The 26,386-nt window shown below is 70.5% G+C and carries 22 protein-coding genes and 3 pseudogenes; 7 read left to right on the top strand and 18 right to left on the bottom strand.

Features of this window, described 5'->3' with window-relative positions:
- Positions 1–32 precede the first annotated feature (32 nt).
- Positions 33–1,514, bottom strand: coding sequence for a CYTH and CHAD domain-containing protein (locus ACYVAG_RS02760; protein WP_460766156.1), 1,482 nt, complete (start codon positions 1,512–1,514; stop codon positions 33–35).
- A 95-nt stretch (positions 1,515–1,609) separates the two neighbouring features.
- Positions 1,610–2,257, bottom strand: a complete 648-nt coding sequence (locus tag ACYVAG_RS02755; RefSeq protein ID WP_460766154.1) for a DNA-3-methyladenine glycosylase I — start codon at positions 2,255–2,257, stop codon at positions 1,610–1,612.
- A 209-nt stretch (positions 2,258–2,466) separates the two neighbouring features.
- Here ACYVAG_RS02755 and ACYVAG_RS02750 point away from each other — a divergent pair, with 209 nt between their 5' ends.
- Positions 2,467–3,762: an APC family permease gene (locus tag ACYVAG_RS02750; protein ID WP_460766151.1), complete on the top strand. Its 1,296-nt coding sequence runs from the start codon at positions 2,467–2,469 to the stop codon at positions 3,760–3,762.
- Here the strand turns inward: ACYVAG_RS02750 and ACYVAG_RS02745 are convergent.
- The gene (locus ACYVAG_RS02745; RefSeq protein ID WP_460766825.1) at positions 3,718–3,945 is read right to left on the bottom strand and encodes a hypothetical protein; all 228 of its coding nucleotides are present in this window, start codon (positions 3,943–3,945) and stop codon (positions 3,718–3,720) included. The two genes, ACYVAG_RS02750 and ACYVAG_RS02745, sit on opposite strands and share 45 nt — an antisense overlap.
- A 127-nt stretch (positions 3,946–4,072) precedes the next feature.
- A pseudogene (locus ACYVAG_RS02740) lies at positions 4,073–5,182 on the bottom strand (M17 family peptidase N-terminal domain-containing protein); the annotation flags it as partial.
- 47 nt (positions 5,183–5,229) lie between these two features.
- Between ACYVAG_RS02740 and ACYVAG_RS02735 the strand changes: the two are divergent.
- Positions 5,230–5,829: a TetR/AcrR family transcriptional regulator gene (locus ACYVAG_RS02735; RefSeq protein WP_460766148.1), complete on the top strand. Its 600-nt coding sequence runs from the start codon at positions 5,230–5,232 to the stop codon at positions 5,827–5,829.
- 20 nt (positions 5,830–5,849) lie between these two features.
- On the opposite strand, the gene ACYVAG_RS02730 is transcribed toward ACYVAG_RS02735, so the two are convergent.
- The 7 genes and pseudogenes from ACYVAG_RS02730 to ACYVAG_RS02700 form a co-directional block, all read right to left on the bottom strand.
- Entirely contained in the window at positions 5,850–6,881 is a 1,032-nt protein-coding gene (locus ACYVAG_RS02730; RefSeq protein WP_460766146.1) for an ABC transporter ATP-binding protein, read from the bottom strand.
- A 23-nt stretch (positions 6,882–6,904) separates the two neighbouring features.
- Positions 6,905–7,861, bottom strand: coding sequence for an ABC transporter ATP-binding protein (locus ACYVAG_RS02725; protein WP_460766143.1), 957 nt, complete (start codon positions 7,859–7,861; stop codon positions 6,905–6,907).
- Positions 7,794–7,967: pseudogene (locus ACYVAG_RS02720) on the bottom strand (hypothetical protein); the annotation flags it as partial. The pseudogene ACYVAG_RS02720 and the gene ACYVAG_RS02725, both read right to left, overlap by 68 nt.
- 22 nt (positions 7,968–7,989) lie before the next feature.
- Positions 7,990–9,051, bottom strand: coding sequence for an ABC transporter permease (locus tag ACYVAG_RS02715; RefSeq protein ID WP_460766140.1), 1,062 nt, complete (start codon positions 9,049–9,051; stop codon positions 7,990–7,992).
- Complete coding sequence (locus ACYVAG_RS02710; protein ID WP_460766138.1) at positions 9,044–9,925, bottom strand: ABC transporter substrate-binding protein; 882 nt, start codon at positions 9,923–9,925, stop codon at positions 9,044–9,046. The genes ACYVAG_RS02715 and ACYVAG_RS02710 overlap by 8 nt, the downstream gene beginning before the upstream one ends.
- Before the next feature lie 41 nt (positions 9,926–9,966).
- Positions 9,967–10,299, bottom strand: a pseudogene (locus ACYVAG_RS02705) (ABC transporter substrate-binding protein); the annotation flags it as partial.
- 8 nt (positions 10,300–10,307) lie between these two features.
- Positions 10,308–10,490, bottom strand: a complete 183-nt coding sequence (locus ACYVAG_RS02700; protein WP_460766843.1) for a hypothetical protein — start codon at positions 10,488–10,490, stop codon at positions 10,308–10,310.
- Positions 10,491–10,791: 301 nt separating this feature from the next.
- Between ACYVAG_RS02700 and ACYVAG_RS02695 the strand changes: the two genes are divergently transcribed.
- The gene (locus ACYVAG_RS02695) at positions 10,792–11,877 is read left to right on the top strand and encodes an FAD-binding oxidoreductase/lyase (protein WP_460766135.1); all 1,086 of its coding nucleotides are present in this window, start codon (positions 10,792–10,794) and stop codon (positions 11,875–11,877) included.
- A complete protein-coding gene (locus ACYVAG_RS02690) occupies positions 11,870–12,679 on the top strand; it encodes a GNAT family N-acetyltransferase (protein WP_460766132.1) in 810 nt (269 codons plus the stop codon). The genes ACYVAG_RS02695 and ACYVAG_RS02690 overlap by 8 nt, the downstream gene beginning before the upstream one ends.
- A gap of 265 nt (positions 12,680–12,944) precedes the next feature.
- Here ACYVAG_RS02690 and ACYVAG_RS02685 read toward each other — a convergent pair whose 3' ends face one another.
- The 3 genes from ACYVAG_RS02685 to ACYVAG_RS02675 all read right to left on the bottom strand — a co-directional run bounded on the left by ACYVAG_RS02685 (position 12,945) and on the right by ACYVAG_RS02675 (position 17,632).
- Positions 12,945–13,844, bottom strand: a complete 900-nt coding sequence (locus tag ACYVAG_RS02685) for a DUF559 domain-containing protein (RefSeq protein ID WP_460766128.1) — start codon at positions 13,842–13,844, stop codon at positions 12,945–12,947.
- Positions 13,845–14,220: 376 nt separating this feature from the next.
- Positions 14,221–15,888: an ABC transporter family substrate-binding protein gene (locus ACYVAG_RS02680; protein WP_460766125.1), complete on the bottom strand. Its 1,668-nt coding sequence runs from the start codon at positions 15,886–15,888 to the stop codon at positions 14,221–14,223.
- An 88-nt stretch (positions 15,889–15,976) separates the two neighbouring features.
- A complete protein-coding gene (locus ACYVAG_RS02675) occupies positions 15,977–17,632 on the bottom strand; it encodes a dolichyl-phosphate-mannose--protein mannosyltransferase (protein ID WP_460766122.1) in 1,656 nt (551 codons plus the stop codon).
- Between the two features lie 25 nt (positions 17,633–17,657).
- Here ACYVAG_RS02675 and rsmI point away from each other — a divergent pair, with 25 nt between their 5' ends.
- Positions 17,658–18,485, top strand: coding sequence for a 16S rRNA (cytidine(1402)-2'-O)-methyltransferase (gene rsmI, locus ACYVAG_RS02670; protein WP_460766119.1), 828 nt, complete (start codon positions 17,658–17,660; stop codon positions 18,483–18,485).
- A 123-nt stretch (positions 18,486–18,608) separates the two neighbouring features.
- Here the strand turns inward: rsmI and ACYVAG_RS02665 are convergent, their stop codons facing one another.
- Together ACYVAG_RS02665 and ACYVAG_RS02660 are read right to left on the bottom strand one after the other, a co-directional pair.
- A complete protein-coding gene (locus ACYVAG_RS02665; RefSeq protein WP_460766116.1) occupies positions 18,609–19,253 on the bottom strand; it encodes a response regulator in 645 nt (214 codons plus the stop codon).
- On the bottom strand, positions 19,241–20,530 hold the full coding sequence (locus tag ACYVAG_RS02660; protein ID WP_460766114.1) for a sensor histidine kinase: 1,290 nt from the start codon (positions 20,528–20,530) through the stop codon (positions 19,241–19,243). Before ACYVAG_RS02660 ends, ACYVAG_RS02665 begins: the two co-directional genes overlap by 13 nt.
- 209 nt (positions 20,531–20,739) lie before the next feature.
- Between ACYVAG_RS02660 and ACYVAG_RS02655 the strand changes: the two genes are divergently transcribed.
- Both ACYVAG_RS02655 and ACYVAG_RS02650 read left to right on the top strand, forming a co-directional pair.
- Positions 20,740–22,440, top strand: coding sequence for a sodium:solute symporter family protein (locus ACYVAG_RS02655; protein ID WP_460766111.1), 1,701 nt, complete (start codon positions 20,740–20,742; stop codon positions 22,438–22,440).
- Positions 22,441–22,453: 13 nt separating this feature from the next.
- The gene (locus tag ACYVAG_RS02650) at positions 22,454–22,768 is read left to right on the top strand and encodes a hypothetical protein (protein WP_460766109.1); all 315 of its coding nucleotides are present in this window, start codon (positions 22,454–22,456) and stop codon (positions 22,766–22,768) included.
- A 286-nt stretch (positions 22,769–23,054) separates the two neighbouring features.
- Here ACYVAG_RS02650 and ACYVAG_RS02645 read toward each other — a convergent pair whose 3' ends face one another.
- A complete protein-coding gene (locus ACYVAG_RS02645; RefSeq protein ID WP_460766106.1) occupies positions 23,055–25,631 on the bottom strand; it encodes a DEAD/DEAH box helicase in 2,577 nt (858 codons plus the stop codon).
- A gap of 357 nt (positions 25,632–25,988) precedes the next feature.
- A complete protein-coding gene (locus ACYVAG_RS02640) occupies positions 25,989–26,312 on the bottom strand; it encodes a GIY-YIG nuclease family protein (protein ID WP_460766104.1) in 324 nt (107 codons plus the stop codon).
- Between the last annotated feature and the right edge of the window lie 74 nt (positions 26,313–26,386).

Genomic DNA, 26,386 nt, shown 5'->3' with positions numbered 1-26,386 from the left:
GACAGCGTACGCGGATCCCCTCGCCCCAACCCCTACAGCGACGACGCCTTCTTCGCCGCCCTGATCGCCGATGCAGCCACGTCGTGGGCCGCGTTCTGGTGGGCCTCCTCCCGCTCCCACAGCACGCCGTAGGTGAACGTCGGCTCGCCGGCGTCCGCGGCCACACGCGCCAGCTCAACCAGGCGCTCGCGCGCCACGACGGTGTCCTGGGCCGTCCCGAGCGACTCGGTGACCTGCTCCCAGGCCGCGGCCGCTTCCTCCGCAGCGGGGAAGGCCGGGATCACGGCCTCCCACGCATAGCGCGCAGCCTTGGCCTTCTTGCGCGCCTCGTGGGCGAGGTGGAGCCGCTCGTCGGCGTCCTCGGCCTCCTGCGCCGCCTTCCACCGCTTCGTGACGCGCTTGGTCGCCTTCTCCAGCAGGGGAGGTAGTACGCCCTTGGCGCGCGCGTCCGCGTAGTCGGTGAACGGCGACTCGGTGAACAGCCCCACCAGGTCGTCGAACAGGGTCTGGCAACGATCCGAGTCAAGCGCCTCGACCAGCGCGCGGTGGGTCTCGTCATGGCGCGAGGACAGCTCGCAGGCCACGCGCTCGGCGACGGGCCCCTGCACGGCATCGGCCGGAAGTCCTGCCACCGCAGCATTCAGCCGCTCCGCCAGCACTTCGGCGTCGCGCGGGCCGCCCAACATCTCGCCGAGCCACTTCAGCTCGCCGCGCAGACGCTCGGTGCGCTTGGCGTCCATGAGGTCGCGGAATGTACGCAGGGTGCTGCGCAGTCGGCGCGTCGCCACGCGCATCTTGTGGACCGAGTCGGGGGCGTCCTCGCGGACCTCGGGCTCGCGGCCCTGGATCATGCCGACCTGGGCGCCGATGTAGGCGCGCAGGACCGCCGCAGCGCTGGACTTGCGGCCCAGCCGCTCGTCCTCGGCGCTCCTCAGGCGGTCACCCATGGCCTGGACCAGCTTCGACACCGACTCGCTGGGCTCGACGCCGCCGGCCGCGAGGGCCTCGGTGATCGCGTCGAGGTCGGACAGCTCGCCACCGGCGAGTTCGACCTCGAGTTCGCGCCACTTCTGCTCCTCGCCGTTGCGTACGGCGGTCACGGTGTCGTCGCAGAGGATGGCGAGGCGCCGGCCGCGCGCGGTCGTCAGGTCGGTCTCGGTGCGTCGGGTGCGCAGGTCGACGACGGGGACCAGGGGTGCGTACCCGATCAGGTCGGAGACCTGCGTACGCAGGGCTGCAGGCACCCGCAGCGTGCTGGCACCGCGCACGATGGGCTCGTGGATCTCCTCGCGCGCGTGGCCGTCGCCCGGCAGCTTGAGGTGCCAGCCCGCGTCGCCGCCTCCGGTGCGACGGCGCAGGGTGACGCGGTTCCGGGCCAGTTCGAGCGTGGGGGTGTCGAAATAGACCGCCGACAGGTTGAACCGGCGCGAGTCGCCCAGTGTGGCGGCGTCGCCGAGCTCGGGCACGCGTACGCCGGGGGCGATGGTGAACTTGCGTTCGATCTCGACGGCCATGGGGCTCCTTCGCTCGTGGTGACCGCCCATTCTATCGCCGGGGTGCCGCGTACGCCCCTGAACCGCCGATCAGGACGGGCCGAACCATTTCAAGATCAGTCCGGCCAGACCCCGGCACTGCCTCGGCGGTGGGAGTCGACGAGATGGGTGTCGATGATGCCGGTGGCCTCCATGAGGGCGAACACCGTCGTCGGCCCCACGAACCGGAACCCGAGCTTCTTGAGGGCCTTCGAGCACGCGATCGACTCGGCGGAGGTGCTCGGGATCTCCGCGAACGACCTTGGACGCAGCGTGTCGGCCGGCTGGAACGACCAGATGAAGGTCGCGAGGTCGGTCTCGGGACGGAGCGCGATCGTGGCCTGCGCGTTGCCGATCGTGGCGAGGATCTTCGCGCGGTTGCGGACGATGCCGGCGTCGGCCATGAGCCGATCGATGTCGTCGTCCCCGAAGGTCGCCACCACGTCCGGGTCGAAGCCCGCGAACGCCGCACGGAAGTTCTCGCGCTTGCGGAGGATCGTCGCCCAGCTCAAGCCTGCTTGGAATCCCTCGAGGCTGAGCCGTTCGAACATGCCGCGCTCGTCGCGCACCGGCATGCCCCACTCGGTGTCGTAGTAGTCCCGCAGCAGGGGGTCGGTGGAAGCCCACGCGGGGCGTGCCAGACCGTCGTCGCCGAGGACGACGTCGGTCTTCGCGCCGCGGCTGGCCGGTTGGGCGGCCGCGGTCTCGTTCGTCGATTCGCTCACGTCCCCAGTCTGCCGGTGGACCTGCCGGACGTGCCGGGTGTGGGCGAGAGGGACAACACGGGAGGGGAAGGGGACAACACTCCTCGTCTCACTTCGCTCGCTCGGAGAGCGTTCTCGGGCTCCTCGTCTCGCTTCGCTCGCTCGGAGAACGTAGTCGGTCGCGGAGACCGTTCTTCCGCCTGTCACCTTCGCCCGCTAGGTTCCCGCGGGTGAGCGCACCGCAGCCACCCCTCCAACGCCGCCTCGGCCTCGGCGACGCCGTCGTCATCGGCCTGGGTTCCATGATCGGCGCGGGGGTCTTCGTCGTCTGGTCCCCGGCGGCCGCGGTGGCGGGAGACGGCCTGCTCATGGGACTCGCGCTCGCGCTCGTCGCGGCCTACTGCAACGCGACCTCGTCGGCCCAGCTCGCCGCGCAATACCCGACTTCGGGCGGCACCTACGTCTACGGCCGCGAACGGCTGGGGGAGTGGCCGGGATTCCTTGCCGGGTGGGGATTCGTCATCGGCAAGACCGCGTCGGTGGCGGCAATGGCGCTCACCCTCGCCTCGTACGCGGCCCCCCACCTCCAGCGCCCGCTCGCCGTCGCCGCCGTGCTCGTGCTCACCGCGATCAACCTGTTCGGCGTCACGCGCACCGCCCGTGCCACGCGCGTCATCATCGCGATCGTGCTGCCCGTCCTCGCCGTGGTTGTCGCGCTCGGCCTGACGCCCGCCCTGCACCCGACGGACTCCACGGTTCTCGAGTCGGTCGTGACCCCCGGCGGCGTCCTGCAATCGGCCGGCCTGCTCTTCTTCGCCTTCGCCGGCTATGCGCGCATCGCGACCATGGGGGAGGAGGTCCGCGATCCCACGCGCACGATCCCCCGCGCCATCCTGATCGCGCTCGCGATCGCCGCCGTCGTGTACGCCGGAGTCGGCTCCGTTCTCCTGGCCGCGCTGGGCCCGGCGCGGCTCGCGGCCAGTCCCGCTCCGCTGGGCGACCTCGGCCGCGCCGCGAACGCGCCCTGGCTCGTTCCCGTCATCGCCGTCGCCGCCGGCCTCGCCATCGCCGGCGCCATGCTCAACCTGATGACCGGGATCGGCCGCACCACCCTCGCCATGGCCCGCAACGGCGACCTGCCCCGAGGCCTCGCCGTCGTCGATCCCCGCCACAGCGTCCCGCGCCGCGCCGAACTGGCACTCGCCGCCGCCGTCATCGTCCTGGTGCTCGTCGGCGACATCCGCACCGTCATCGGGTTCTCGAGCTTCGGCGTCCTGCTCTACTACCTCGTGGCGAACGTGGCCGCGTACACCCAGACCGCCGACCACCGCCGCTTCCCCAGCGCCCTGCAGGTGATCGGCGCGATCCTCTGCGTCACGCTCGTCGTGACGCTCCCGTGGCGCTCCATCGCCATCGGCGTCGCCGTGTACGCGGTGGGCGCGCTCGTCCGTGTCACACTCCGCGCAGCCGGGGGCCGCCGCTCACCCCAGGTCGCGGAGGAACCGGGAGAGCGCCCGCAGAGGTGACCCCGTGGCCCCGACCGGCCACGGATAGCAGTCGCGCGTGAGGTATGCGGTGCCCCCGTTGTCGATGTGCGCCCACGGAAGCCCGTCGGTGAACGCCGACAGATAGACCCCCGCCATCAGGGCTCCACCCACGCCCAAACCCGGCGCCGAGTTCACGGCGTCGGCGACCGGCGTGGCGAGCAGGTCGGCGTACTGCTCGACCAGCGGCAGTTCCCACCCCGCGTCGCCCGGCCGCCATCAGTTCGTCGATCAGCCCGCGGCCCGACACGCTCCACAGCTTTGGCCCGAAGCCGCCGCCGTCGGTGAGCGTGCCGACGTCGACCAGCCCGTCCGCCCCCTCACCTGCCAGGAACGTGAGCGCGTCGGCCAGCACCAGCCTTCCCTCGCAGTCGGTGTTGGTGACCTCGGTGGTGCGGCGATTCGGGTGGGTCACGACGTCGCCGGGTCGCAGTGCATCGCGCGAGACCATGTTCTCGGCGATCGGCAGCGCCACGGTCAGCGTGGGGTCGGCCCCGGCGGCCACGGCTGCGGCGACCGCCCCCGCGACGCTCGCGGCCCCGGCCATGTCGGACTTCATCCAGGCGATCTCGCCGGTGTCGGTCTTGATGTTCACCCCGCCCGAGTCGAACGTGATGCCTTTGCCGGCCAGGCCGAGGTGGCGCGTACGCCCGCTCCGGCGCCCCACGACCAGCCGCGCCCCCGATCGGGAACCACGGCCGACGGCGACGGTCGCGCCGAAGCCGCACCGCTCCAGTTCGGCGGCGTCCCAGACCTCGCACGCGACACCGGCGCCCTCGAGCAGTTCGACGCACGCCGCGGCGAACGCGTCGGGGTCGAGGTCGTCGGCCGGCCGCTCGACCAGCCGCCGGGCGTGGTTCGCCAACGCCCCCGTCCGTACGCCGGCACGGGCCGCCTCCGCAGACCCCGCGCCGAGCAGCTCGACCCGGGGCTCCTCGGCACGCCCATAGCGGTAGGACCCGAGCACGAGCCCCTCCGCCACCAGCTCGGTGGCGAGCTCGAGGTCACCCGGGGCCGCCAGCCGCGGGAGGGCGCTCACCAGCGTGGTCGCTCCCTCGACGTGGCGCGCAGCCAGCGTGGCCGCCTCGCCGAGCGCCTGCGGCGTCGGGTCGTCGCCGACGTGCACCACGACGAGCCGATGCACCCGCCCGTCGGGCGCCACGAGTGTGGTGGTCGCGGCGCCGCGTACGCCGACGTCGACCCCGGCCGCGAGCGACTCGCGCAGGCCCGGGCGACCCTCGACGCCGTCGAGCACCGACAGTCCCAGCGCGGCCGCGATCTCGCGATCTCCCGGCAGCTCCCGGGCCTCACCGGTCCACGGCCACACCACGGCGGACCCGGGCTGGTCGGTGCGGGCCACGTCGTGGCGACCGGAGACGGTCACGGCCACGTCTTTCCTCATCTGTGGATACCTCTCCGTGCGTGGACCAGACGACTAGCATCGACCCCATGGCCCAGCGCAAAGACACCCGGCGTGACGACATCCTCTCGATGACGCTGGAGCAGATCGCCGAGCGCGGCATGGCCGCGACCCGCGTGCAGGACGTCGCGAAGGCGCTCGGCATCAGCACCGCGCTGGTCCACTACCACTTCGACTCGAAGGAGGCGCTGATGGTGGCGGCCTTCGAGCACTACGCCAACAACGACCTCGCGAGCATCGAGCGCCTCACGTCGCGCTCCGGCCCGATCGCCGCGCGCGTCGGTCGCTTCCTGCGGGAGTGCGGCCCGACCGGCGCGACCGGCAGCTGGCGCCTGTGGATCGACGCCTGGTCGGTCGCCCTGCGGGAGCCGCGCATCCGGCGTACGCTCCGCGACCTCGACGCCGCCTGGGTGTCGGCGCTGGCCGCCCTGATCAGCGAGGGTGTCGACGAGGGCGTGTTCACCTGCGCCGATCCGGCCGGGGCTGCGCGGCGCCTGATCTCCAGCCTCGACGGGCTGTCGGTGGCGTCGGTCGTCTACGGCCGCACGACCAAGACGGCACTGCGTCAGTCGATCGCCGCGCTCGCGGCGAACGAGCTCGACATCGACGCGGCCGACCTCGGTCGCTGAGCCCACGGCGTACGCGGCCCTCATTGCGCCTCCGTGAGCCAGCACGCCGCGGCGTGGGGGCCTGACCCCGGCAGGATCGCGGGGTCGCTGCTGCGGCACCGGTCGGTCACCGCGTCGGCCCGGCCCGAGGCCAGCTCGGGGCAGCGCGGGTTGAACCGGCACCCCGTCGGGATGTTCGTGGGGTCGGGGATCTCGCCCGACAGCACGATCGGATCGCGCCCGCCTGCCTCCGGGACCACTGACAGCAGCGCCCGGGTGTAGGGGTGTTGCGGGTTCTGCAGCACCTCCTCGGTCGTCCCCGACTCGATGATGCGGCCGAGATGCATCACGACGATGCGGTCGGCGACGTTCCACGCCAGACCCACGTCGTGCGTGACGACGGCGAGCGTCACGCCGCGCTCCTCGCGGAGCTTCAGCAACAGGGCCAGGATCTCCCCGCGCAGCGACGCGTCCAGCGAGCTGGCGGGCTCGTCGGCGATCAACACCTCCGGCTCGAGCGCGAGCGCGCCAGCGATCAGGACCCGCTGGCGCTGTCCGCCGGAGAGCTCGTGGGGATAGCGCAAGAAATAGTTCTCCGGAGGCCGCAGGCCCGCGCCCGACAGGGCGTCGGCCACCATCTCGACCTCGGTGCGGCGATGCTCGCCCTCCTGGCGGTGGGCGACCCTGTGGAGCCGGAGCCCCTCGGCGACCGACTCGTAGACGGTCTGGCGCGGGTTGAGCGCGCCACTGGAGTCCTGCAGCACCAGCTGGACGCGACGGCGGTAGTGGTGCAGACGCTTCGCGTCGTACGCCAGGCGCTCGCCGTGGTGCTCGACCGCGCCGTCGACGGGCCGCTCGAGGCCCATCAGCGTGCGCGCGAGCGTGGTCTTGCCCGACCCCGACTCACCGACGATGGCGAGGATCTCTCCGAGACGGATGTCGAGGTCCACGCCGTCGAGCGCCGTCGCCGTGCGTCCGTGGCGGCCGCGGAACTCGATACGGACGCCGTCGGCGCGCAGGGCCGGGGCCGCGATCCCACCCGATGCGTCGCGCGTGGTCTGGTCGGTGCTCATGCGGGCTCCCTCGTGGACGGTCGTCATCGCGCTGCTCCGATCGGGCTGGGCGCGTCGACCCGCAGGCAGGCCACGCGTCGGTCGGCGTCATGTTGGTGGAGAGGCGGGTCGGTGTCGGCGCACGCGTCGACGGCCTTCGGGCAGCGCGGCTGGAACGGGCAGCCCGGCGGCAGGACGCGGGGGTCGGGGGGATCGCCCGCGAGGCCTGCCGGCGCGAATCGGCTGGCCACGTCCCCGATGGTCGGGAACGCGCGCGACAGCGCCCGCGGATAGGGGTGCAGGGGGTCGGCGAAGATCTGGTCGGCCGGGGCGGTCTCGACGACTCGGCCGGCATACATCACCGCGACGCGGTCGGACTGGGCCGCCAGCATCGACAGGTCGTGGCTGATCAGCATCATGCCGAGGCCGAGCTCGCGCACCAGGTCGCCGAGCACCTTGAGCACCTGGGCCTGCACCATCACGTCGAGCGCCGTGGTCGGCTCGTCGGCGACGATGAGCGACGGCCGGCACGCCAGCGCCATCGCGATCATCACGCGCTGCTTCTGTCCGCCCGACAGCTGGTGCGGGTACGCGTCCGCGCGGCTCGCCGGCAGCCCGACCTGGGCCAACAGCTCCGCCACCCGCCCCAACAGGTCGCCCTTCTCGCCGTGGACGGCCATGGGCTCGGCGATCTGGTCGCCGATGCGGCGCACGGGGTTGAGGGAGTGCTGGGCGCCCTGGAAGACGATCGACGCCTCGCTCCACCGCAGGGCGCGCAGCGCGCCCCAACCCATGGTGAGCACGTCGGCCCCGTTGACGAGGATCTCGCCGGTGACCGTCGCACTCTTCGGCTGTGCCGAGCCAGGCCTGGGCCGAGGGCCCCTCCAGCGGCGGCAGCGCCGCGCGGGTGACGCTGAGCCCGGACTCGGGGGCCAGCAGCGGCGCCGCGAGGGCGACGACGGTGAAGAAGACGATGATGCCGAGGCCGGCGACGCCCGCACGGTGGGCGCGGAACTCCCGCCAGATGCGGGTCACCGACTGGACGCGGCGGCGCCGGTCCAGCGTACGCGGGCTCAACGCCCGCAGGTCGATCTGCGTGGTGCTCATGGGTCTCCGATCGGGCGCGCGACTACGTGCGTACGCGGGGGTCGAGCCAGCCGTAGAGCAGGTTGGCGAGCAGGTTGGCGCCGATGACCGAGGCCGAGGTGATCAGGAAGATCCCCTGCAGCATCGGATAGTCGGGCACCGCGAGGGCGTCGGTGGTGAGCAGGCCGATGCCGGGGATCGAGAAGATCGTCTCGACGGTGATGGTGCCGGACACGATCGAGCCGAGGCTCAGCGCGATCATGGTGGTGGTCGGCAGCATCGCGTTCGGGATGGCGTGGCGGCCGCGTACGTCGTTCTCGCGCAGGCCCTTGGCGCGCGCGGTGGTGAGGTAGTCCTCGCCCATCTCCTCGAGCAGGCTCGAGCGCATGATCAGGGCGTACGCGGCCACGAGCGCCAGGCTCAGCGTCAGCACGGGCAGCACCAGGTGCCACGCCGCGTTCAGCCAACCCGCTGGGGTTGCCGGGTCATAGCCCGCGTCCATCAGCTGGCCGGTGGGGAAGATGCCGGGCACCGGGCCGAGGCCGACCGCGAGGACGGCCAGCAGGATCAGGCCGAGCCACCACGCCGGCATGGCGTACAGGATGAGGCCGATGGCCGTGCTCCACCGGTCGAACCGGCCGCCGCGGCGCCAGGCCGAGACCATGCCGATCCAGAAGCCGAGCGCGAGACCGATCACGGTCGAGGGGCCGACGAGCGCGAGGGTCGGGCCGATGCGCTCGAGCATGATCTCGAGCACCGGCCGGCCGTAGGTGAACGAGTTGCCGAGCTCGCCCTGCACGAGGTTGCCGAGATAGACGACGAACTGCTCGGGCAGGGGCTTGTCGAGCCCCAGCTTCTCGGTCATCAGCGCGATCTCGTCGGGGGTCGACTCGCGGGCGCGGGCCAGCGTCTTCACCGGGTCGCCGGAGATCACCCGGAACAGGAAGAAGTTGAAGACGATGGTGAACAACAGGGCGCCGAGCGAGCCGAGGGCGCGCTGGCCGACGTACGCCGCGTACTTGGCCGCCGAGCCACCGCTGCGGCGGCGGTTGGGGGCCTGGTCGGTGAACGCCTCGACCCGGGCGGTGGCCAACGACTCACTCACGCTCGTCCACCGTCCTCTTCCGGTTGCGGAGCAGGAAGAAGGCGCCGGCGCCGAGGACGAGGACGCCGGCGGCGACCCCGCCGATCACGGCCGGGCTCGTGCCGCCCGCACTGGCCGCCTTCGCGGCCACGGGGTGGACCTTCATCAGCGAGCCGGCGCCGTAGCCGAGCAGCAGCGAGCCGTCGGGGGCGGGACGCGGCACGAAGCCCTCGATGCGGTCGGTGCGCCAGGCGTCGGAGGTCTTGTTGAACACGAGCACCTGATTGGGCGCCTGGGTGAACGCGAGCTCCTGCATCTCCTTGATCAGTGCGACGCGCTTGGCGCGGTCCTGCTCGCCGTGCTGGGCCTCGTAGAGCTTGTCGTAGTCGGGGTTGCAGAAGAACGTGTCCGAAGATCCGCTGCGGGCCGCGCGGGTGATGAAGCTCAGCATGGCGTCGGGGTCGGGGCGTACGGCCCAGCCCCAGTGGAAGATGTCGTAGGTGCCGGCCGAGATCTGGTCGGACATGCGGTTGGTGTCCATCGGCTCGGGGCGGGTCTCGATGCCGACCTTGCCGAACCACTCCTGGAGGTATTTCATCGACGACGTCGCCGAGTCGGACTTCGCGTCGCCGTAGAAGCGCAGGGTTCCGATGGGCTTGCCGTCCGGCATGGTGCGCCTGCCGTCCGCGCCCACCTTGTAGCCGGCCTCGTCGAGGAGCTGGGCCGCCTTGGCCAGGTCGAAGGTGTAGGGCGACTTCGGCGCCGCGTGGTAGGCCGGGTAGGTCGACGGGATGATCGTCTGGCCGGGCGCGCCGCCGCCCTGGTAGGCGTTGTTGGCGATGAGGTCGCGATCGATCGCATAGCCGAGCGCGTGGCGGAACTTCGGGTCGCGCACGGCGGGGCTGCGTCGCCGACCGGAGCCTTCGACTTGGCGTCGACCGCGCCCGCGTTGAAGCCGATGTGGTCGAACCCGCGGGCCAGCGAGAGCTTGGTCTTGATGTTCGGCTTGTTCTCCAGCGCCTTGAGCTGCACCGGGGACACGCCCGCGGCGAAGTCGATGTCCCCCTTGATCAGGCCCTGCACCATCGGGTCCTGAGCGTTGTAGAGGCGCAGGTTGATCTGCTCGGCCGCGGGCTTTCCGCGCCAGTGCTTCGGGTTGGCCCGGTAGGAGTACGCCGACCCCGACGCGGTGCCCTCGACCAGGTCGAAGGGGCCCGACGACACGAGGTTGGGCGGCTCGGCCTTGAACGAGTCGACGCCGCCGACCAGGCCGATGCTCAGGGGCTTCGGCGGGGCCTCCTCCGCGCGTCGGGGGTGACACCCATCGCGAGCAGCATCATGACGACGCTCACCGGACCGCAGTCGGCCCACTGGCCCGGCTGGCCCTGGCCCTGACGGATCGGCTGGATGATGCCGGGCGGCTGTCCGTCGTGCTTCGACGCAATGGACGGGCCGGCCATTGCCGGGCTCGCCGCGGTGGAGAGGATGAGTGCGGGGTGGCGAACGCGCCGGCGGTGGAACGGAAGATGGACTTCATTGACCTGCCTCCTGTGATGGGTGTCCGCACGACTGACTTGCGAGTCAGGTGGGTTCGTATCAGCCTGCCTGAATTTCCGTCAGTGTTCGGTTGCGTCAGTCCAGCTTCTCATCATGCAGTCACAATTCTGACTGCTGAATCAGTTCAGGACCACCCGGTACGCGTCCTCGCCGCCGTTGCCCCGCGGTGGCGGTCACCGCGGTCGCCCTCGCTAGAGTGACTCCGTGCCCCAACCTGATGTCGCCATCCACGGCGCCGGCCTCACCGGCCTCACGCTCGGCCTCGCGCTGGCCCGCGCCGGTGTCGCCACCGCCGTCGTCGACCCCGGCCTGCGCCCGGGCCGACGCGACGGGTTGATGGCCGGCCTCGCCACCGCCCACCAAGAGCTCCAGCACCACCACGTGTGGCGCTGGTGCGGCCCCGATGCGGCGCGACGGTACGCGGCCGAGGTCGCCCGCGGCCAGGGTCACGTCCTGGCGTTGGCGACGGAGCTGGGCGTACGCGTCCGCCGACGTCCCACCGCGACCGTGACCTCCGACGGGCACGAGGCGTTCTGGTTGCGCCACGAGGCGCGGGCCGAGCGGCTGGCGGGCCTCGAGCCGGAGTTCACCGACACGACCGGGCTGCCGATGGCGACGCGGCCCCAGCTGATCCTGGACGGCCAGCCGTCGTTCGACGTCGTGGCCTACCGCGACGGGTTGGTGGAGGCGTACCGGGACGCCGGCGGCGTGCTGGCCGACAGTCCGGTCGAGGCCGGCCGCCGCGTGTCGACCACGGCACGACCGCAGGTCGCGGGGCGACCCGTACGCGGCCTCGAGGCGCGGATGCAGCGCATGACGTGGAGCTGGCTGTCGTTCCGTGCCCCGGACCCGATCGGCCCCGGTGAGCCGGTGAGCCGTGACGTGTTCCACCTCGACGAGGGGGGTCGCATGGTCGTGGGCGTCGGCGACGAGCTGTGGGTCGGCAGCCGCCGCGACCCAGGCGTCGATTGGGTGAACCGCTATTTCGAGCGCCCCGAGATCACCGGCCACTGGGAGGCGGCGACGTCGGCGACGTTCGACGCGCTGCCGTTGGCGGGCCCGGTCGGACCGGGCGCCGGCCTGGTCGCCTGCGGGTTCGGGCCGTGGGAGTCCACCCTCGGCACGGCCGCCGCCCTCCAGCTGGCCGACGCGATCACCGCGGGCTCCGACGACCTGCCGTGGACGCCGCGCCGGCTGCCGCGCGCATCGGCGGTCGGTCGGGCCGTGTGGGGAGCCACCCGCCACGCCATGCGCATCAGCGCCGTGACCCCCTTCCCTCGCCGTGGCTGAGGCGGGGCGACCGGGCGTCGCGGCGGGCGACGCGGGTGACGCGCCTCCCGCCCGCATCGCCGACGCCGAACTGCTGCTGCTCGCCCATCGCGCATGGCTCGCGGCCGACGTGCGTGACATCGACGGGTGGCTGGTGCGTCGCGACCAGGGCGTGACGGGGCGGGCGAACTCGGTGCTGCCCCTGGGCGAGCCGGCCGACCTCGCGATGGCCCTGCAGCTCGCCTCGGCCCTGTATCGCCAGAAGCAGATCCGACCGTGTTTCCAGATCAGCACGTCGGCGCTCCCGACCGGCCTCGACGACGAGCTCGCCGAGCGCGGGTGGGAGGAGGCGCGCCACGCGTACGCGATGGTCGCCCAGACCGACGAGGTGGTGGCGCGCGCGGGGGAGCGTACGCGGCCCGTGCACGTCTCCGGCGGGCTCGACGACGCCCACCTCGACCTGTGGGCCCGCATCGACGGGCGCGACTCGGGCGCGGGCCTGGCCGAGCTGGCGGGCGTGGCCCGGCGTACGCCGGCGGTCTATGCGTCGATGCGGCGCGAGGGCCGCGTGTGGGCCACCGCCCGCGGGACACTGGACGACGGCTGGTGCGGAATCGACGGCCTGGCGACCGACGAGTCGGCGCGGGGGCGAGGCCTGGCGACCGATCTGATCGCCGAGATCGCGCGTCGGGCCTCGAAGGCGGGCGCGCGCGGCATGTGGCTGCTCGTGGCGCGGGACAACCCGGCGCAGTCGCTGTATGAGCGGCTGGGCTTCACGCGGCAGTTCGCGTATCACTACCGATGGGCGCCGACGGGGAAGTGAGGCGGGGAGCGCTGGGCGGGTGAAAAGTGCACAGGTGTGCGCAACACGCTGGGTGGGGGAGCGCTGGGTGGGTGGAAAGTGCACAGGTGTGCGCAACACGCTGGGTGGGGGAGTGCTGGGTGGGTGGAAAGTGCACAGGTGTGCGCAACACGCTGGGTGGGGAAGCGTTGGGTGGGTGGAAAGTGCACAGGTGTGCGCAACGCGCTGGGTGGGAAGCCTCAGGTCTCGCTGAATGCGCGCACCTGCGCACTTTTCACACACGGCCTCAGGCCGCCTGACCCCTCAGATCGAGGTTGCGGGCCCGAATCCCTGCGACGGCGCACCACCTGTCCCCGAAGGACGGCTTGGGTCCGCGATAACCGTGCGAGACAAGGGCGCGATGGATGCGATGGATGCGATGGACGACGGCGACGGGGTCTCGGAGGTGTTCAGCCGTGAAACGCAGCACGATGTACCCCTCCGCGACCATGGCTTCATAACGCGCCACGTCCTTGCTCCACTGGGCGGGATCGGTGAGGTGATGACGACCCTCGTACTCGCAGATGACCTTGAACTCCGGATCGAGTTCGTCCACTCTGCCCAGCCAGACTCCGCAGCCGTCGTAGATGTCGACCTGCAGGTCGGGCTCCGGCAGCCCGGCGAGGCATCGGAGCAGGCGGAGGCGCGTCTCCATGTTCGACTCGGATCCCTCACGAAGAAGACGCGCGACCTTGCGGGGTGCGACGTCGTGCAGATCGGCGAGTTCACCGCGCCTGAGTTGAATCAGTCGATCGCCCACCTCGACCGAGTCACGGAGGTCGTGCATCGCGCAGAAGGCGGCGAAGGCTTCCGGAACCGGGGCGACCCCACCGGGTGAGACGAGTTCGGCCACGCGACGAACCTGCACCCCTCCTCGTCGGACGGCATGGGGGTGGGTGGTCTCGAACACCAGAGGGAAGTCGTCGAGTAGGTCAAGGCCGGCCATGCGCAATGCGGTCAAGCCGGTGAGTCGAGCATCAGTCGGGAGGACGAGCCGAGCGGCCTCGACCCGGGTGGCTTGGTCCAGGACGCGGTTCGACGCGATCGCGACGCCGTGGAACAGGCGGCGATAGGCCGAACTGCGCAGTTGGGACGGGGAAATGCCATGGGTCTCGGCGTCACGGGTGCGGAAGGGTTTGTTCATCATGGCCGGAGGATGCCGGCCTGACCCGCGAATTGTTCACGAGTGCGCACTCCCTGTGGATAGTGCTTCGCGGCGGTGGCGGGGTGTGGATAGCTCCGGGCAGGGGTGAAAACTGCGCAGGTGTGCGCATGTCGCGGGCCGGCGTACGCCTGGCTGGGCGTTTTGGGCGCAGGTGTGCGCATTTCACATCCCCGCGTACGCCTGGCTGGGCGTGTTGGGCGCAGGTGTGCGCATTTCACGTCCCCGTGTACGCCTGGCTGGGCGTGTTGGGCGCAGGTGTGCGCATTTCACATCCCCGCGTCATCCCCGCGTTACGCCCACCGACCGTGTTGCGCACACCTGTGCACTTTTCACGCAGTCAGGCCGACCCGCCCCACCCTCACTTCACGAAGCCGACCTGCTCCCATCGCGTCGACGCCAGGCCGTTCGCCCCGAAGTTTGCGACGCGGATGCGGGTGCCCACGACCTCCGCGTTCTGATACAGCGGGATGGTCGGCAGGAGGTCCCACAGCTTCCGGTCGAGCTCGTTCGCCGCGTCGGCCCTCGCCTGATAGCTCTTCTCGTTCTTGACCTTCTCGATCAGCGCATCCACCTCGGGCGACTCGAGCCGCGCATAGTTCCGCTCGGCACCCGAGGCGAAGCGCTCCTCCAGCCCCGAGAACGGGTCGCGCGAGCCCCGGCCACCCATGGTGATCAGGTCGAACTGGCCGCCCGACAGCACCGAGCCGTCGGAGAACTGGGCCGGCGAGATGTCCTCGACGTCGACCTGGATGCCGATCTGCTTGAGCTGGTCGCGGATCTGCGCGGACTCGATCTCCGAGGCGGCCACACCCCGCACCTGCACCATGCGCAGGCGCAGCTGCTTGCCGTCCTTCTGGCGCACCCCGTTGCTCTCCTTCCAGCCCGCGTCGTCGAGGGCCTTCCGGGCCTTGTCGAGGTCGCGGGTCAGGGCGAGCTGGGCCGCGGAGTCGGAGAACCCCTCCTGGCCCGGCAGCAGGATGCGGTTGTTCAGCGGTGCCGGCTTCGCCTCGACCGAGGCGTTCACGGCGGCGCCGATGCCGGAGCGGTTGAGCCCCAGCATGATCGCCTTCCGCACCGCAGGCTCCGACACGGGCGTGCCGCCCTGCGTGTTCAGCACCAGCTGGCGCCAGCCGGTCGATGCGGCGCTGCGCAGCGCATAGTCCGGGACGCGGCGTACGGCGTCATAGAGCTCGCGCGACGTGCCGACGTCGAGCACGTCGGTGTCGTTGTCGGCGAAGTTCTTCATCTGGTTCTCGCGCGGGACCTCGCGTACGACGAGACGCTCCAGCATCGGCTTGTCGCCCCACCACAACGAGCTCGGCGTGGCGGTCAGCACCTTGGCCGACGCGTCCCAGCTGTCGACGCCGAACGGCCCCGACGTCCATTTCTTCTTAAGCGAGGTCCAGCCGCTGTTGAACGTCGCCGCGTCCTTGACCGAGTCGGCGCGCAGCACCGACACCCGATCGAACGTCTGTCGCCAGCCGGGGTTGGCCTGCGTGAACGTGATCGTCACGTCCTGTTCGGTGGCACCCTGCTTCACGTCGGCGATCTGCGGGAAGCCCAGGTCGGTGGAACACCGGAATCCCTGCGAGCGCCCGTTGCATGCGCTCCAGGTGGCGATGACGTCCTTGGCCGAGATCGGCGTCCCGTCGCCCCAGACCGCGCGCTGGTTCAGCTTCAGCGCGACGACGGTGGGGCTCTGGGAGGTCTCCTCGGCCGACGTGACGTACGCCGGGTTCGGCTTCGCGACCCCCGTCGCGTCATAGGTGAAGAACGTGGGCAGGAAGGCCCCGCGTACGCCGTCGACCTCGGGCGCGCTGTCGGCCGCCATGGGGTTCAGGCTGCCGAACCGCTCGACGGGCAGGCGGAGCTCACCGCCCTGCTGCATGGCGCCGCGGTCGCGGGCGTTGATGTCCTGCGCGGGCATCGGCTGGGTGTTGAGCTCGCCGCGATCCTCGGCCTTCGAGCAGGCCGTCAGGGCGAGCGGAACCAGCGCGCCGGTGGCGATGATCCGGCGGAGCTTCACATTTCCTCCAGGTCGAACGTGGGCGTTGAACCAAGACAGCGTACGTCGAAACCGCGACGCGCCGGAAAACGAAGGGTGGGGCCGGCGCTCAGATCCAGGACTTCAACCACATGCGGGCCTGCCACTGGGAATGGGTCAGGATGCCGTCGGACAGCACCGGATAGAGGTACGCGAAGTTCAGCGTCACCAGCGCGAGGAACACCCCGACGACGATGGCGCCCGCCCGGCGACGGGGGCTGTCGGCGTTGCCGAGGACCTTGCCGAGGCACAGCGCGACGGCGATCACCGTGAACGGAATGATCATGATCGCGTAGAAGAAGAACAGCGGCCGGTCGGCGTTGGGGAACCAGGTGAGCCAGAACGTCGCGACGCCCACGACGGGCACGGCGAAGCGCCAGTCGCGGTTGCCGATCCAGAGCACCAGGGCGGCGATGAGCGCGAAGATGCCGCCCCACCACAGCAGGGGCGTGCCGATGCCGTCGATGACGCGGAGGCAGTTCTCTCCGCCGGGAGGGCAGCCGTCCTGGCCGGGTTTGATGTCGTTGATCGCGTCGATGCCGATGGAGCGCGCGACGAACAGCCAGCCCGCGGGGTGGGCCTCATAGGGATGGGTGGCCTGCTTCATGCCGTCGCCGGTGTGGAACTCGAACATCTGTCGGTGATAGTCGAGCAGCGAGGCCAGCGGGCCGCCGAGCAGGCGTACGGACGTGGCGTCGGGGTTGTTCGCGGCGAAGTCGCGCGCATAGCTGCCGGACGAGCCGAGCCAGCCCCACCACGACGCCAGATAGACCAGCACCATCACCACGACGTGGTAGACGAACGCCATCGGGGCGTCGACGAGCAGCGACTTCCACTGCGTACGCCCGGCTCCGGCGAGCCGGCGCGCGCCCACGTCCCAGGCGACGGACAGCAGCGAGAAGGTCGCGACCGCATAGATCGAGTTCCACTTGGTGGCGACGGCGAGGCCGAACGCCACGCCCGCGGCGAGTCGCCAGGGCCGCCACAGCAGCCGGGGCCCGAACCGCCCTTGCAGGTCGGGGATGCCCTTCGCTGCGAGGTGGTCCGCCAGTTTCGCCCGGAACCAGTCGCGGTCGACCACCAGCAGCAGCACCGCGAGCAGTGTGAACAGGGACTGGAAGATGTCGAGCAGGGCGATGCGCGACATGACGAAGTGGAGGCCGTCCACCGACAGCAGCAGAGCCGCCATGGCGCCCACCAGCGTCGAGCGCGCCAGGCGACGGGCGAGGAAGAAGACCACCAGGACCAGCAACGTGCCGGCGACCAGCGGCATGAACCGCCAGCCGAACGAGCCGGGCCCGAAGACCTGCTCGCCCAGGCCGATCAGCCACTTGCCGAGCGGCGGGTGGACGATGAACGAGCCGGACTCCTTGACACCCGAATAGTCGCCCGCGGCGAACAGGACGTCGGACCCCTCGTTCCAATCGCGTTCGTGGCCGAAGTTCCACAGCGCCCAGCCGTCCTTGGCGTAGTAGATCTCGTCGAACACCATGTTCTTCGGGAAGCCGAGGTTGACCACGCGCACGACGAACGCGAACAGGGTGAGGACGGCGCCGATCAGCCACGCGTTGACGACATCACCCGGAATGGGGTCGCGCAGCCGGTCGATCGTCGACGCCGGCAGCCGACCCTGTCGCTCGCCGGTGACGGGGTGGGGCAGGGCATACCAGGGCCTCGTCGGGCTGCGGTCGGTCGTCGCGGCGGGGGCTTGGGTCACGCCCCGCATCCTAACCGCGCACTAGGGTGAGTTCGTGCTTGTGCTGGCGGGGACCCCGATCGGTGACGCGGAGGACGCGTCGCCGCGGCTGCTGCGCGTGCTCACCGAGGCCAACGTCGTCGCCGCGGAGGACACGCGCCGGTTCGGCGACCTGCTGCGCCGGCTCGGCGTACGCACGTCGGCGCGCGTCGTGTCCTATTTCGAGGGCAACGAGGCCGCGCGTACGCCGGAGCTGCTCGCCGACCTCGCCGCCGGACTGACGGTCGTCGTCGTGACCGATGCCGGCATGCCGTCGGTGTCCGACCCGGGCTATCGGCTCGTGGCGGCCGCCGTCGAGGCGGGGCTCCCGATCTCGGCGGTGCCCGGGCCGTCGGCGGTGCTCACGGCGCTCGCCGTGTCGGGCCTGCCGGTCGACCGGTTCTGCTTCGAGGGCTTCCTGCCGCGCCGCGCGGGGGAGCGTACGCGGCGGCTCGAGCGCCTCGCGGGCGAGGAACGCACCATGGTCTTCTTCGAGGCGCCCCACCGCGTCGCCGAGTTCCTCGCCGACGCCGCGGGGGCGCTGGGGGATTCGCGGCCGGCGGCGGTGTGCCGGGAGCTGACGAAGACCTACGAGGAGGTACGCCGCGGCACGCTGGCCGAGCTGGCGGCGTGGGCGGCCGAGGGCGTACGCGGGGAGATCACGGTGGTGGTGCAGGGCGCGGACGCTGCGGACGCCGACCCGGAGCACGCGGTGGCCGAGGTCCAGGGCCTCATCGCGGACGGGCAGAAGATGAAGGCGGCGGTCGCGGAGGTGGCCGAGCGCACGGGGGTGGCGCGGAACGCGCTGTACGAGGCGGTGCTGGCGGCGCGGCGACGGGGTTAGCTGGCCCCACGTTGGCTGAGCGAGCGAAGCGTCCCACGTTGGCTGAGCGAGCGAAGCGTCCCACGTTGGCTGAGCGAGCGAAGCGTCCCACGTTGGCTGAGCGAGCGAAGCGAGTCGAAGCCCCTACCCCTCCAGCAGCCTCAGCACCGCCGTCACCCGGCGGTGCGTCTGCGGGTCCGGCTCCAGGCCGAGCTTCGCGAAGATGCGCTGGGTGTGCTTCTCGACGGCCCCCTCGGTGACGACCAACCGGGCCGCGATCGCGGCGTTCGTGTGGCCCTCGGCCATCAGCTCCAACACCTCGCGCTCGCGCGGCGTGAGCCCGTGCACGGGGCCGCGCGGACGCGACCGCCCCAGCATCTGCGCGACGACCTCGGGGTCGAGCACCATGCCGCCCGCGGCGACTCGGTCGACGGCGTCGAGGAACGCGTCGATGTCGCTGACGCGGTCCTTCAGCAGATAGCCGATCGCGCCACTGCCCGAGGCGAGCAGCTCGGCGGCATAGCTGAGGACAACATATTGGCTGAGCAGCAGGATCGGGGCGTCGGGCCACGACTCCCGCAGCGCGACCGCCGCGCGCAGGCCCTCATCGGTGTGGGACGGCGGCATGCGGATGTCGCTGATCACCAGGTCGGGCCGCAGCACCCTGGCCCGCGCGACCAGTTCATCACCGGTGCCGACGCTGGCCACCACCTCGTGACCCCCCTCGGTCACGATGTGACCCAGACCCTCGCGCAGCAGCACCGAGTCGTCGGCGATCAGGACGCGCACGGCACCACCGCCTCGATGCTGGTCGGCCCGCCGTCGGGCGAGGTCACCGTGAGCGTACCGTCGACGCCCCGGAGCCGTTCGGCCAGACCGGCGAGCCCGTGCCCCTTCGCGGGACTGGCGCCCCCGACGCCGTCGTCGCTGATCGTGAGATAGAGGTGGTCGTCCTGGACCGCGGCGTACACCTCGGCGGTGGTGGCCCTCGCGTGCTTGTTCAGGTTGGCGAGCGCCTCGGAGACCACGAAGTAGGCGGCCGTCTCCACGTGGGAGGGCAGGTCGTCCAGGCTTGCGTACACCGTCACGGGGACGACCGAGCGGCCGGCGGCCTCCAGGATGGCGGCCTCGAGCCCGCGGTCGACGAGGACGGGCGGGGCGATGCCGCGGCTGAGCTGGCGGAGCTCGGCGAGCGTGGCCTGGGTCTGGGCCATGGCATCGACGATGAGCGCGTCGGCCTGCGCGGGGTCCGCCTGGCGGCGGGCGCGCGCGAGGTCCATGGTCAGCCGCACCAGGCGCTGCTGGGGGCCGTCGTGGATGTCGCGCTCGAGGCGGCGGAGCGCGTCGGTCTCGGCCCGGCGTACGGCGTCGCGGGAGCGGGTGAGGTCGGCGACCTGCGCGCGGTCGCGGGCGCCGTTCGACAGGAGCATCTCGCTGAACCCCGTCTGCAGCGCAGCCAGGCCGCGCAGGACGGGCACGCAGGTGAAGGCGAAGGCGAGGCCGAGGCAGAACTGCATGACCATGTCGGTGAAAGTGCCGCCGGGGAGGTGGAGGAGCTCGGCGAGGCCGTTGTGCTCGTTGCCGAGCAGGATCTCGAGGATCAGGGTCGCGACGGGCCCGGCGACGGTGCCGATGGCGCCGACGACCCAGACCAGCGCCAATGACCAGGTGATCGTCGAGACGAAGAAGCCGGTGACGACCCAGAGGACGTCGAGCCACGACTGCGGGTCGCGGAGGGGAGCGAGCAGGCGACCGACGGGCGAGGTCGTCGTGATTTCGCGGTAGGCGCTGCGCGGCTCGTCGCGGTCCAGCAGGCGACCCGTCGCGCGCCGCTCGACGGTGGCGAAGCCGCGTGCGGCGTACGCGGCCGCGACCAGGATCGGCAGGCCGACCCAGATGATGATCGTGGCCAGTCCGACGCTGAACAGCGTGAAGACCAGGACGAACGCGATCAGGTGGAGGGGCCAGCCCAACAGCAGGTACGCGGCGTCGCGCGCGAACCGGGTGCGGCGGGTCTCGGGGGTGGGTCTGGACGCGAGGGGTGCGGTGGATGCGTGTGCGGTCATGTCTCCAGCCTCGTCTCGTCGCGCCCCTGACAGTATCCCGCGGCCCGGTCGATGGGGGGTGGGGCCAGCCCGACAATCTTTGGGCCGCGTACGCCCGCCGAAAGGCTGAAGTCGCGCCTCAGGGTTGCGTGGCGGTCGCGTTGTCGCGGGTATATCGTCGGGGTCCCCCCACCCCCCGGGGGGTTCAACGCCGAGCGAAAGGCGGGCCCATGGAAACCGTGCGGCTTGATGCCCACTGGATCGACTACGTGCTCATCGCACTGTATTTCGTGTTCGTGCTGGGGGTGGGGTGGTTCGCCAAGCGCGGCGTCTCCAACTCCATCGAGTTCTTCCTCTCCGGGCGCTCGCTGCCCGCGTGGGTGACCGGTCTCGCGTTCATCTCGGCGAACCTCGGCGCGGTGGAGATCATGGGCATGTCGGCCACCGGCGCCCAGTACGGCTATCCGACGATGCACTACTTCTGGGTCGGCGCCATCCCGGCCATGCTGTTCCTCGGCGTGGTGATGATGCCGTTCTACTACGGCTCGAAGGTGCGCTCGGTCCCCGAGTTCATGCGTAAGCGCTACGGCACCGGCGCCCACCTGGTCAACGCGCTGTCGTTCGCCGTGGCGCAGATCCTCATCGCCGGCGTGAACCTCTATCTGCTCGGCTCGATCGTGAACAAGCTACTCGGCTGGCCGCTGTGGATCGCCCTGATCGTGGCGGCAGCGATCGTGCTGTCCTACATCACGTTGGGCGGTCTGTCGGCGGCGATCTACAACGAGGTGCTGCAGTTCTTCGTGATCATCGCCGCGCTCCTGCCGCTCACCCTGATCGGACTGAACCGCGTCGGGGGTTGGAAGGGGTTCACCGAGAGGATCGCGGGAGACGGCATGTTGGGTGCGGAGCAGCTCCACACCTGGCCGGGCGGCCAGTTGTCGGGATTCGCGAACCCCGTGCTGTCGGTGGTCGGCATCATCTTCGGCCTGGGCTTCGTGCTCTCGTTCGGCTATTGGACGACCAACTTCGTCGAGGTCCAGCGCGCCATGGCCTCGAAGGACATCACGTCGGCCCGCATGACGCCGATCATCGGCGCCTTCCCGAAGATGTTCGTGCCGTTCATCGTCATCATCCCCGGCATGATCGCGGCGCTCCTGGTTCCGGAGCTCACCAAGTACAAGCAGGTGTTCCACACGGCCGGCGAAGAGGCGGCCAAGGCGCAGGCCGGGGGCGTCACCTACAACGACGCACTCCTGCTCCTGATGCGCGACACCCTGCCGAACGGCCTGCTCGGCATCGCGATCGCCGGCCTGCTGGCGGCCTTCATGGCCGGCATGGCGGCGAACGTGTCGGCGTTCAACACCGTGTTCTCCTACGACCTGTGGCAGCAGTACGTGGTCAAGGACCGCGACGATGAGTACTACTTGAAGGTCGGCCGCCTGGCGACGGTGGCCGCCTGCGTCATCGCGATCGGCACCGCACTCATCGCTGCGAACTTCTCCAACCTGATGGACTATCTGCAGACGCTGTTCGGGTTCTTCAACGCGCCGCTGTTCGCCACCTTCATCCTGGGCATGTTCTGGAAGCGCGCGACGCCGACGGCTGGCTGGATCGGCCTGCTGGCCGGCACCGGCTCGGCCATCGCGGTCTATGTGATGAGCCAGACGGGCGTGTTCTCGCTGCCCGGGCAGGGTGCGGCGTTCCTGTCCGCGGCGACCGCCTTCGTGGTCGACATCGTCGTCATGGTCGTGGTCTCGCTGGCCACCAAGCCGAAGCCCAAGGAGGAGCTGCGTGGCCTGGTCTATTCGGAGACCCCGAAGGCCGACTTCACCGATGAGGGCGCAGCGCACCACCGCTGGTATCAGAAGCCCACGATCATGGCCGGCATCGCGCTGGTGATGGTCATCGCCCTCAACGTCATCTTCGCCTGAGGAGGAGGACACCATGTCGACCAACACTGCAGCTGCCCACACGCCGTCGTCCGGGAAGGGCGACCACGTCGAGAAGGCGGGCGCGTTCGACGTCCGCAACTTCATCGCCGCCCTGATCGGTCTCTATGGGCTCGTCGTGCTCATCGCGGGCCTCGTCTCGTTCACGCCGGAGGACGCCGCCAAGACCGGAGGGGTCAACGCGAACCTCTGGGCCGGTGTCGTGATGCTGGCCTTCGCGGCGGCATTCTTCGCGTGGGCGAAGGTCGCGCCGATCAAGGTGGAGGTGCACGAGACGGAGGACGGCAAGGAGCTGGAGGCGGCGGACTGAGGTCCGGCGCTGGCTGAGCGACGAAGGAGTCGAAGCCGCGCTCCGGCTTCGACTCGGCCGTGGACGGCCTCGCTCAGCCAACGCAACGCCACGTTGGCTGAGCGACGAAGGAGTCGAAGCGGCGCGGTTCACGTTGGCTGAGCGACGAAGGAGTCGAAGTCACGCGGTTCACGCTGGCTGAGCGACGAAGGAGTCGAAGTCACGCTCCGGCTTCGACTCGGCCGTGGACGGCCTCGCTCAGCCAACGCAACGCCACGTTGGCTGAGCGACGAAGGAGTCGAAGCCCCTAGCCGTCCACCCGCTCGAACGCCAGCGTCCGCACCACCGCCGAGCCCGCCGCGTCCGACGCCTCGAGCGGCACCTCGGCCAGCACCTGCCAGTCGTGGTTGCCCTCGGGGTCGTGGACGATCTGGCGGACGGTCCAGACTCCTCGACTCGCTGCGCTCGCTCGGAGGGCGTCAGGCTTCTCCACCAGGAACAGCGACGGTCCCCGCGCCTCCGCGTCGAGCAGCATCTCGTCGTGCTCGTCCCAGTAGTCGGCGAGCGCATCGTCCCAGCGCTCCGCCGTCATGACGACCTCCAGCGGCGGGTCGACCTTGGCGCACTCGGACAGTTCCAGCGCGCCCAACTCCTCCCAGCGGTCGCGCGCGGCCAGTTCGAGCCGACGGAACATCGCGGTGCGGATCATGGCCCGGAAGGCGCGCTCGTTGCCGGTCACCGGGCGCGGCGGCGCCGGCGGCTTCCCGGCGGCGTGGGCCGCGGCCGCCCGCGCGACGGACTCCGGATCGGTCAGCGCCTCCCACTCGTCGAGCAGCGACGAGTCGGTCTGGCGGATCGTCTCGCCGAGCCATTCGAGCAGGTCGTCGATCTCCTCGGTGCGGTAGGCCTCCGGCACGGTCTGGCGCAGGGCGCGATAGGCGTCGGTGAAATAGCGGAGCACGAGCCCCTCGGACCGCTGCAACCCGTAGTACGCCACGAACTGGTTGAAGTCCATGGCACGCTCCCACAGGTCGCGGACCACGGCCTTGGGCGACAGCGAACTCGGGTCCACCCATGGATGGGTCGTCGTGTAGACGCCCAGCGCGTGCTCGAGCAGTTCGGCCAGCGGCTTGGGCCAGGTGACCTCCTCGAGCAGTTGCATGCGCTCCTCGTACTCGATGCCGTCGGCCTTCATCTCGGCGACCGCCTCGCCGCGCGCCTTGAACTGCTGCTGCAGCAGGACCTGGAAGGGATCCTCGAGCACCGCCTCGATGACCGAGACGACATCCAGTGCGTACGTCAGCGACTCGCGGTCGAGCAGGTCGAGCGCCGCGACCGCGAACGGGGCGAGCGGCTGGTTCAGCGCGAAGTCGGCCTGCACCTCGTCGCTCAGCGCGCACGTGCGCCCGGTGGCATCCGGGGAGGCCAACTTCACGAGTACGCCGGACTCCAGCAATCCTCGCGTCAGCGAGATCGCCCGGCGCGAGAGGCGGCGCTGGGAGCGCCAGTCCTCGTGGTTGTCCTGCAGCAGCTGCCTGAGGGCGATCCACGGATCACCCTTGCGCGCAACGACATTGAGGATCATCGAGTGGGAGACCTTCATGCGGGAGACCAGCGGCTCGGGCTCCTGGCCGATGAGCTTCGCGTACGTCTCCTCGGTCCAGACCACGGAGCCCTCGGGCGGCTTGCGGCGCTGGAACTTCTTTTTCTTCTTGGGATCGTCGCCGATGCGGGCGAGCGCGCGCTCGTTCTCGATGACGTGCTCGGGGGCCTGGACCACGACGTAGCCGACGGTGTCGAACCCGGCCCGGCCGGCGCGTCCGGCGATCTGGTGGAACTCGCGCGACCGCAGCTTGCGGGTGCGGGACCCGTCGTACTTCGTGAGCCCGGTGAACATCACCGTGCGGATCGGCACGTTGATGCCGACGCCGAGGGTGTCGGTGCCGCAGATGATCTTGAGCAGGCCGGTCTGGGCGAGCTGTTCGACGAGGCGGCGATATTTCGGCAGCATGCCGGCGTGGTGGACGCCGATCCCTGCCCTGACGAGCTTTGCGAGGATCTTGCCGAAGCCGTTGCCGAACTGGAACGCGCCGATCTCGGCCTTCACGCGGTCCTGCTCCTCGGCGTTCAGGAGCTTCATGGTGAGCAGCCCCTGGGCGCGCTCGAGCGCGTCGGCCTGGGTGAAGTGGACGACGTAGACGGGCGCGCGGTCGTCGCGGACGAGCTCCTCGAGGCGCTCCGACAGCGGAGTCATCGACCACTCGAAGTGCAGCGGCACGGGGCGCTCGGCGTCGGCGATGACCGCGGTGTCGCGCCCCGTGCGCCGATTCAGGTCAGCCACGAACGTCGACACGTCGCCGAGTGTCGCCGACATCAGCACGAACTGGGCCTGGGGCAGCTCGAGCAGCGGGACCTGCCAGGCCCAGCCGCGGTCGGGCTCGGAATAGAAGTGGAACTCGTCCATGACGACCGACCCGACGTCGGCCTCCGCACCCTCGCGCAGGGCGATGTTGGCGAGGATCTCCGCGGTGCAGCAGATGATGGGGGCGTCGGCGTTGACCGATCCGTCGCCGGTGACCATGCCGACGTTGTCGGCGCCGAACACCTCGCACAGGGCGAAGAACTTCTCGCTCACCAGCGCCTTGATGGGCGCGGTGTAGAAGGACACCTCGTCGCGGGCGAGGGTGGCGAAGTGGGCGGCGATGGCCACGAGCGACTTGCCGGACCCGGTGGGGGTGGCCATGACGAGGTTCTTGCCGGAGAACAGCTCGATGGCGGCCTCGTCCTGGTGGTCGTAGGGCGTGATCCCGCGCTCGGCACACCAGGCGTGGAAGTGCTCATAGAGGGTGTCGGCATCGGCGGGAACGGGATCGGTGAGGCGCATCGCCCCCATCTTCCCACCGAACGTTGGCTGAGCGACGCAGGAGTCGAACGTTGGCTGAGCGACGGAGGAGTCGAAGCCGCCTGGTTCATGTTGGCTGAGCGACGGAGGAGTCGAAGCCGCCTGGTTCATGTTGGCTGAGCGACGGAGGAGTCGAAGGCACCCCAACCCACGTTGGCTGAGCGACGGAGGAGTCGAAGCCGTCCGGTTCACGTTGGCTGAGCGACGGAGGAGTCGAAGGCACCCCAACCCACGTTGGCTGAGCGACGGAGGAGTCGAAGCCTCGCCCCGGCTTCGACTCGGCCGCCTCCCTCAGCCAACGCAGAGCCAACGTGCCGTGTCAGCACACGAGCGACTCCCTCACTCGGGTTGGCCCTCAGCTGCTTCGGGTTGAAAGAGGGCCTTCCCCCGCGACCGTGCGGAATAGCCCTGCAGCTCACCGATCCGCCCCTCGATCAGAGCGAGCTTCTTGACCCGCGTCCACCCCTGCACCTTGTGTTCCATGGCCCACGCATCGTCCACACGTTCGAACTCCTCGGCCCACACCAGTGCGACGGGGAGACGCTTTCGGGTGTACGCACCCCCGCGTCCAGACGCGTGTTGGCTCAGGCGTCCATCGAGGTCCTTGGTGCTTCCCACGTAGTAGGAGCCGTCGCTGCATTCGAGCATGTAGGTCCATGGCATGGAATCAGTCTGGTGAGCGGGGGAAGGACGATGGGGCCCTCTGGTGAGATCTGTGGATAACTTGGGCATCCGAC

The sequence above is a fragment of the Mariniluteicoccus flavus genome (assembly GCF_054776655.1).
Note: the sequence above shows the minus strand (reverse complement) of the source record. Positions and strands in the feature narration are given on the sequence as shown.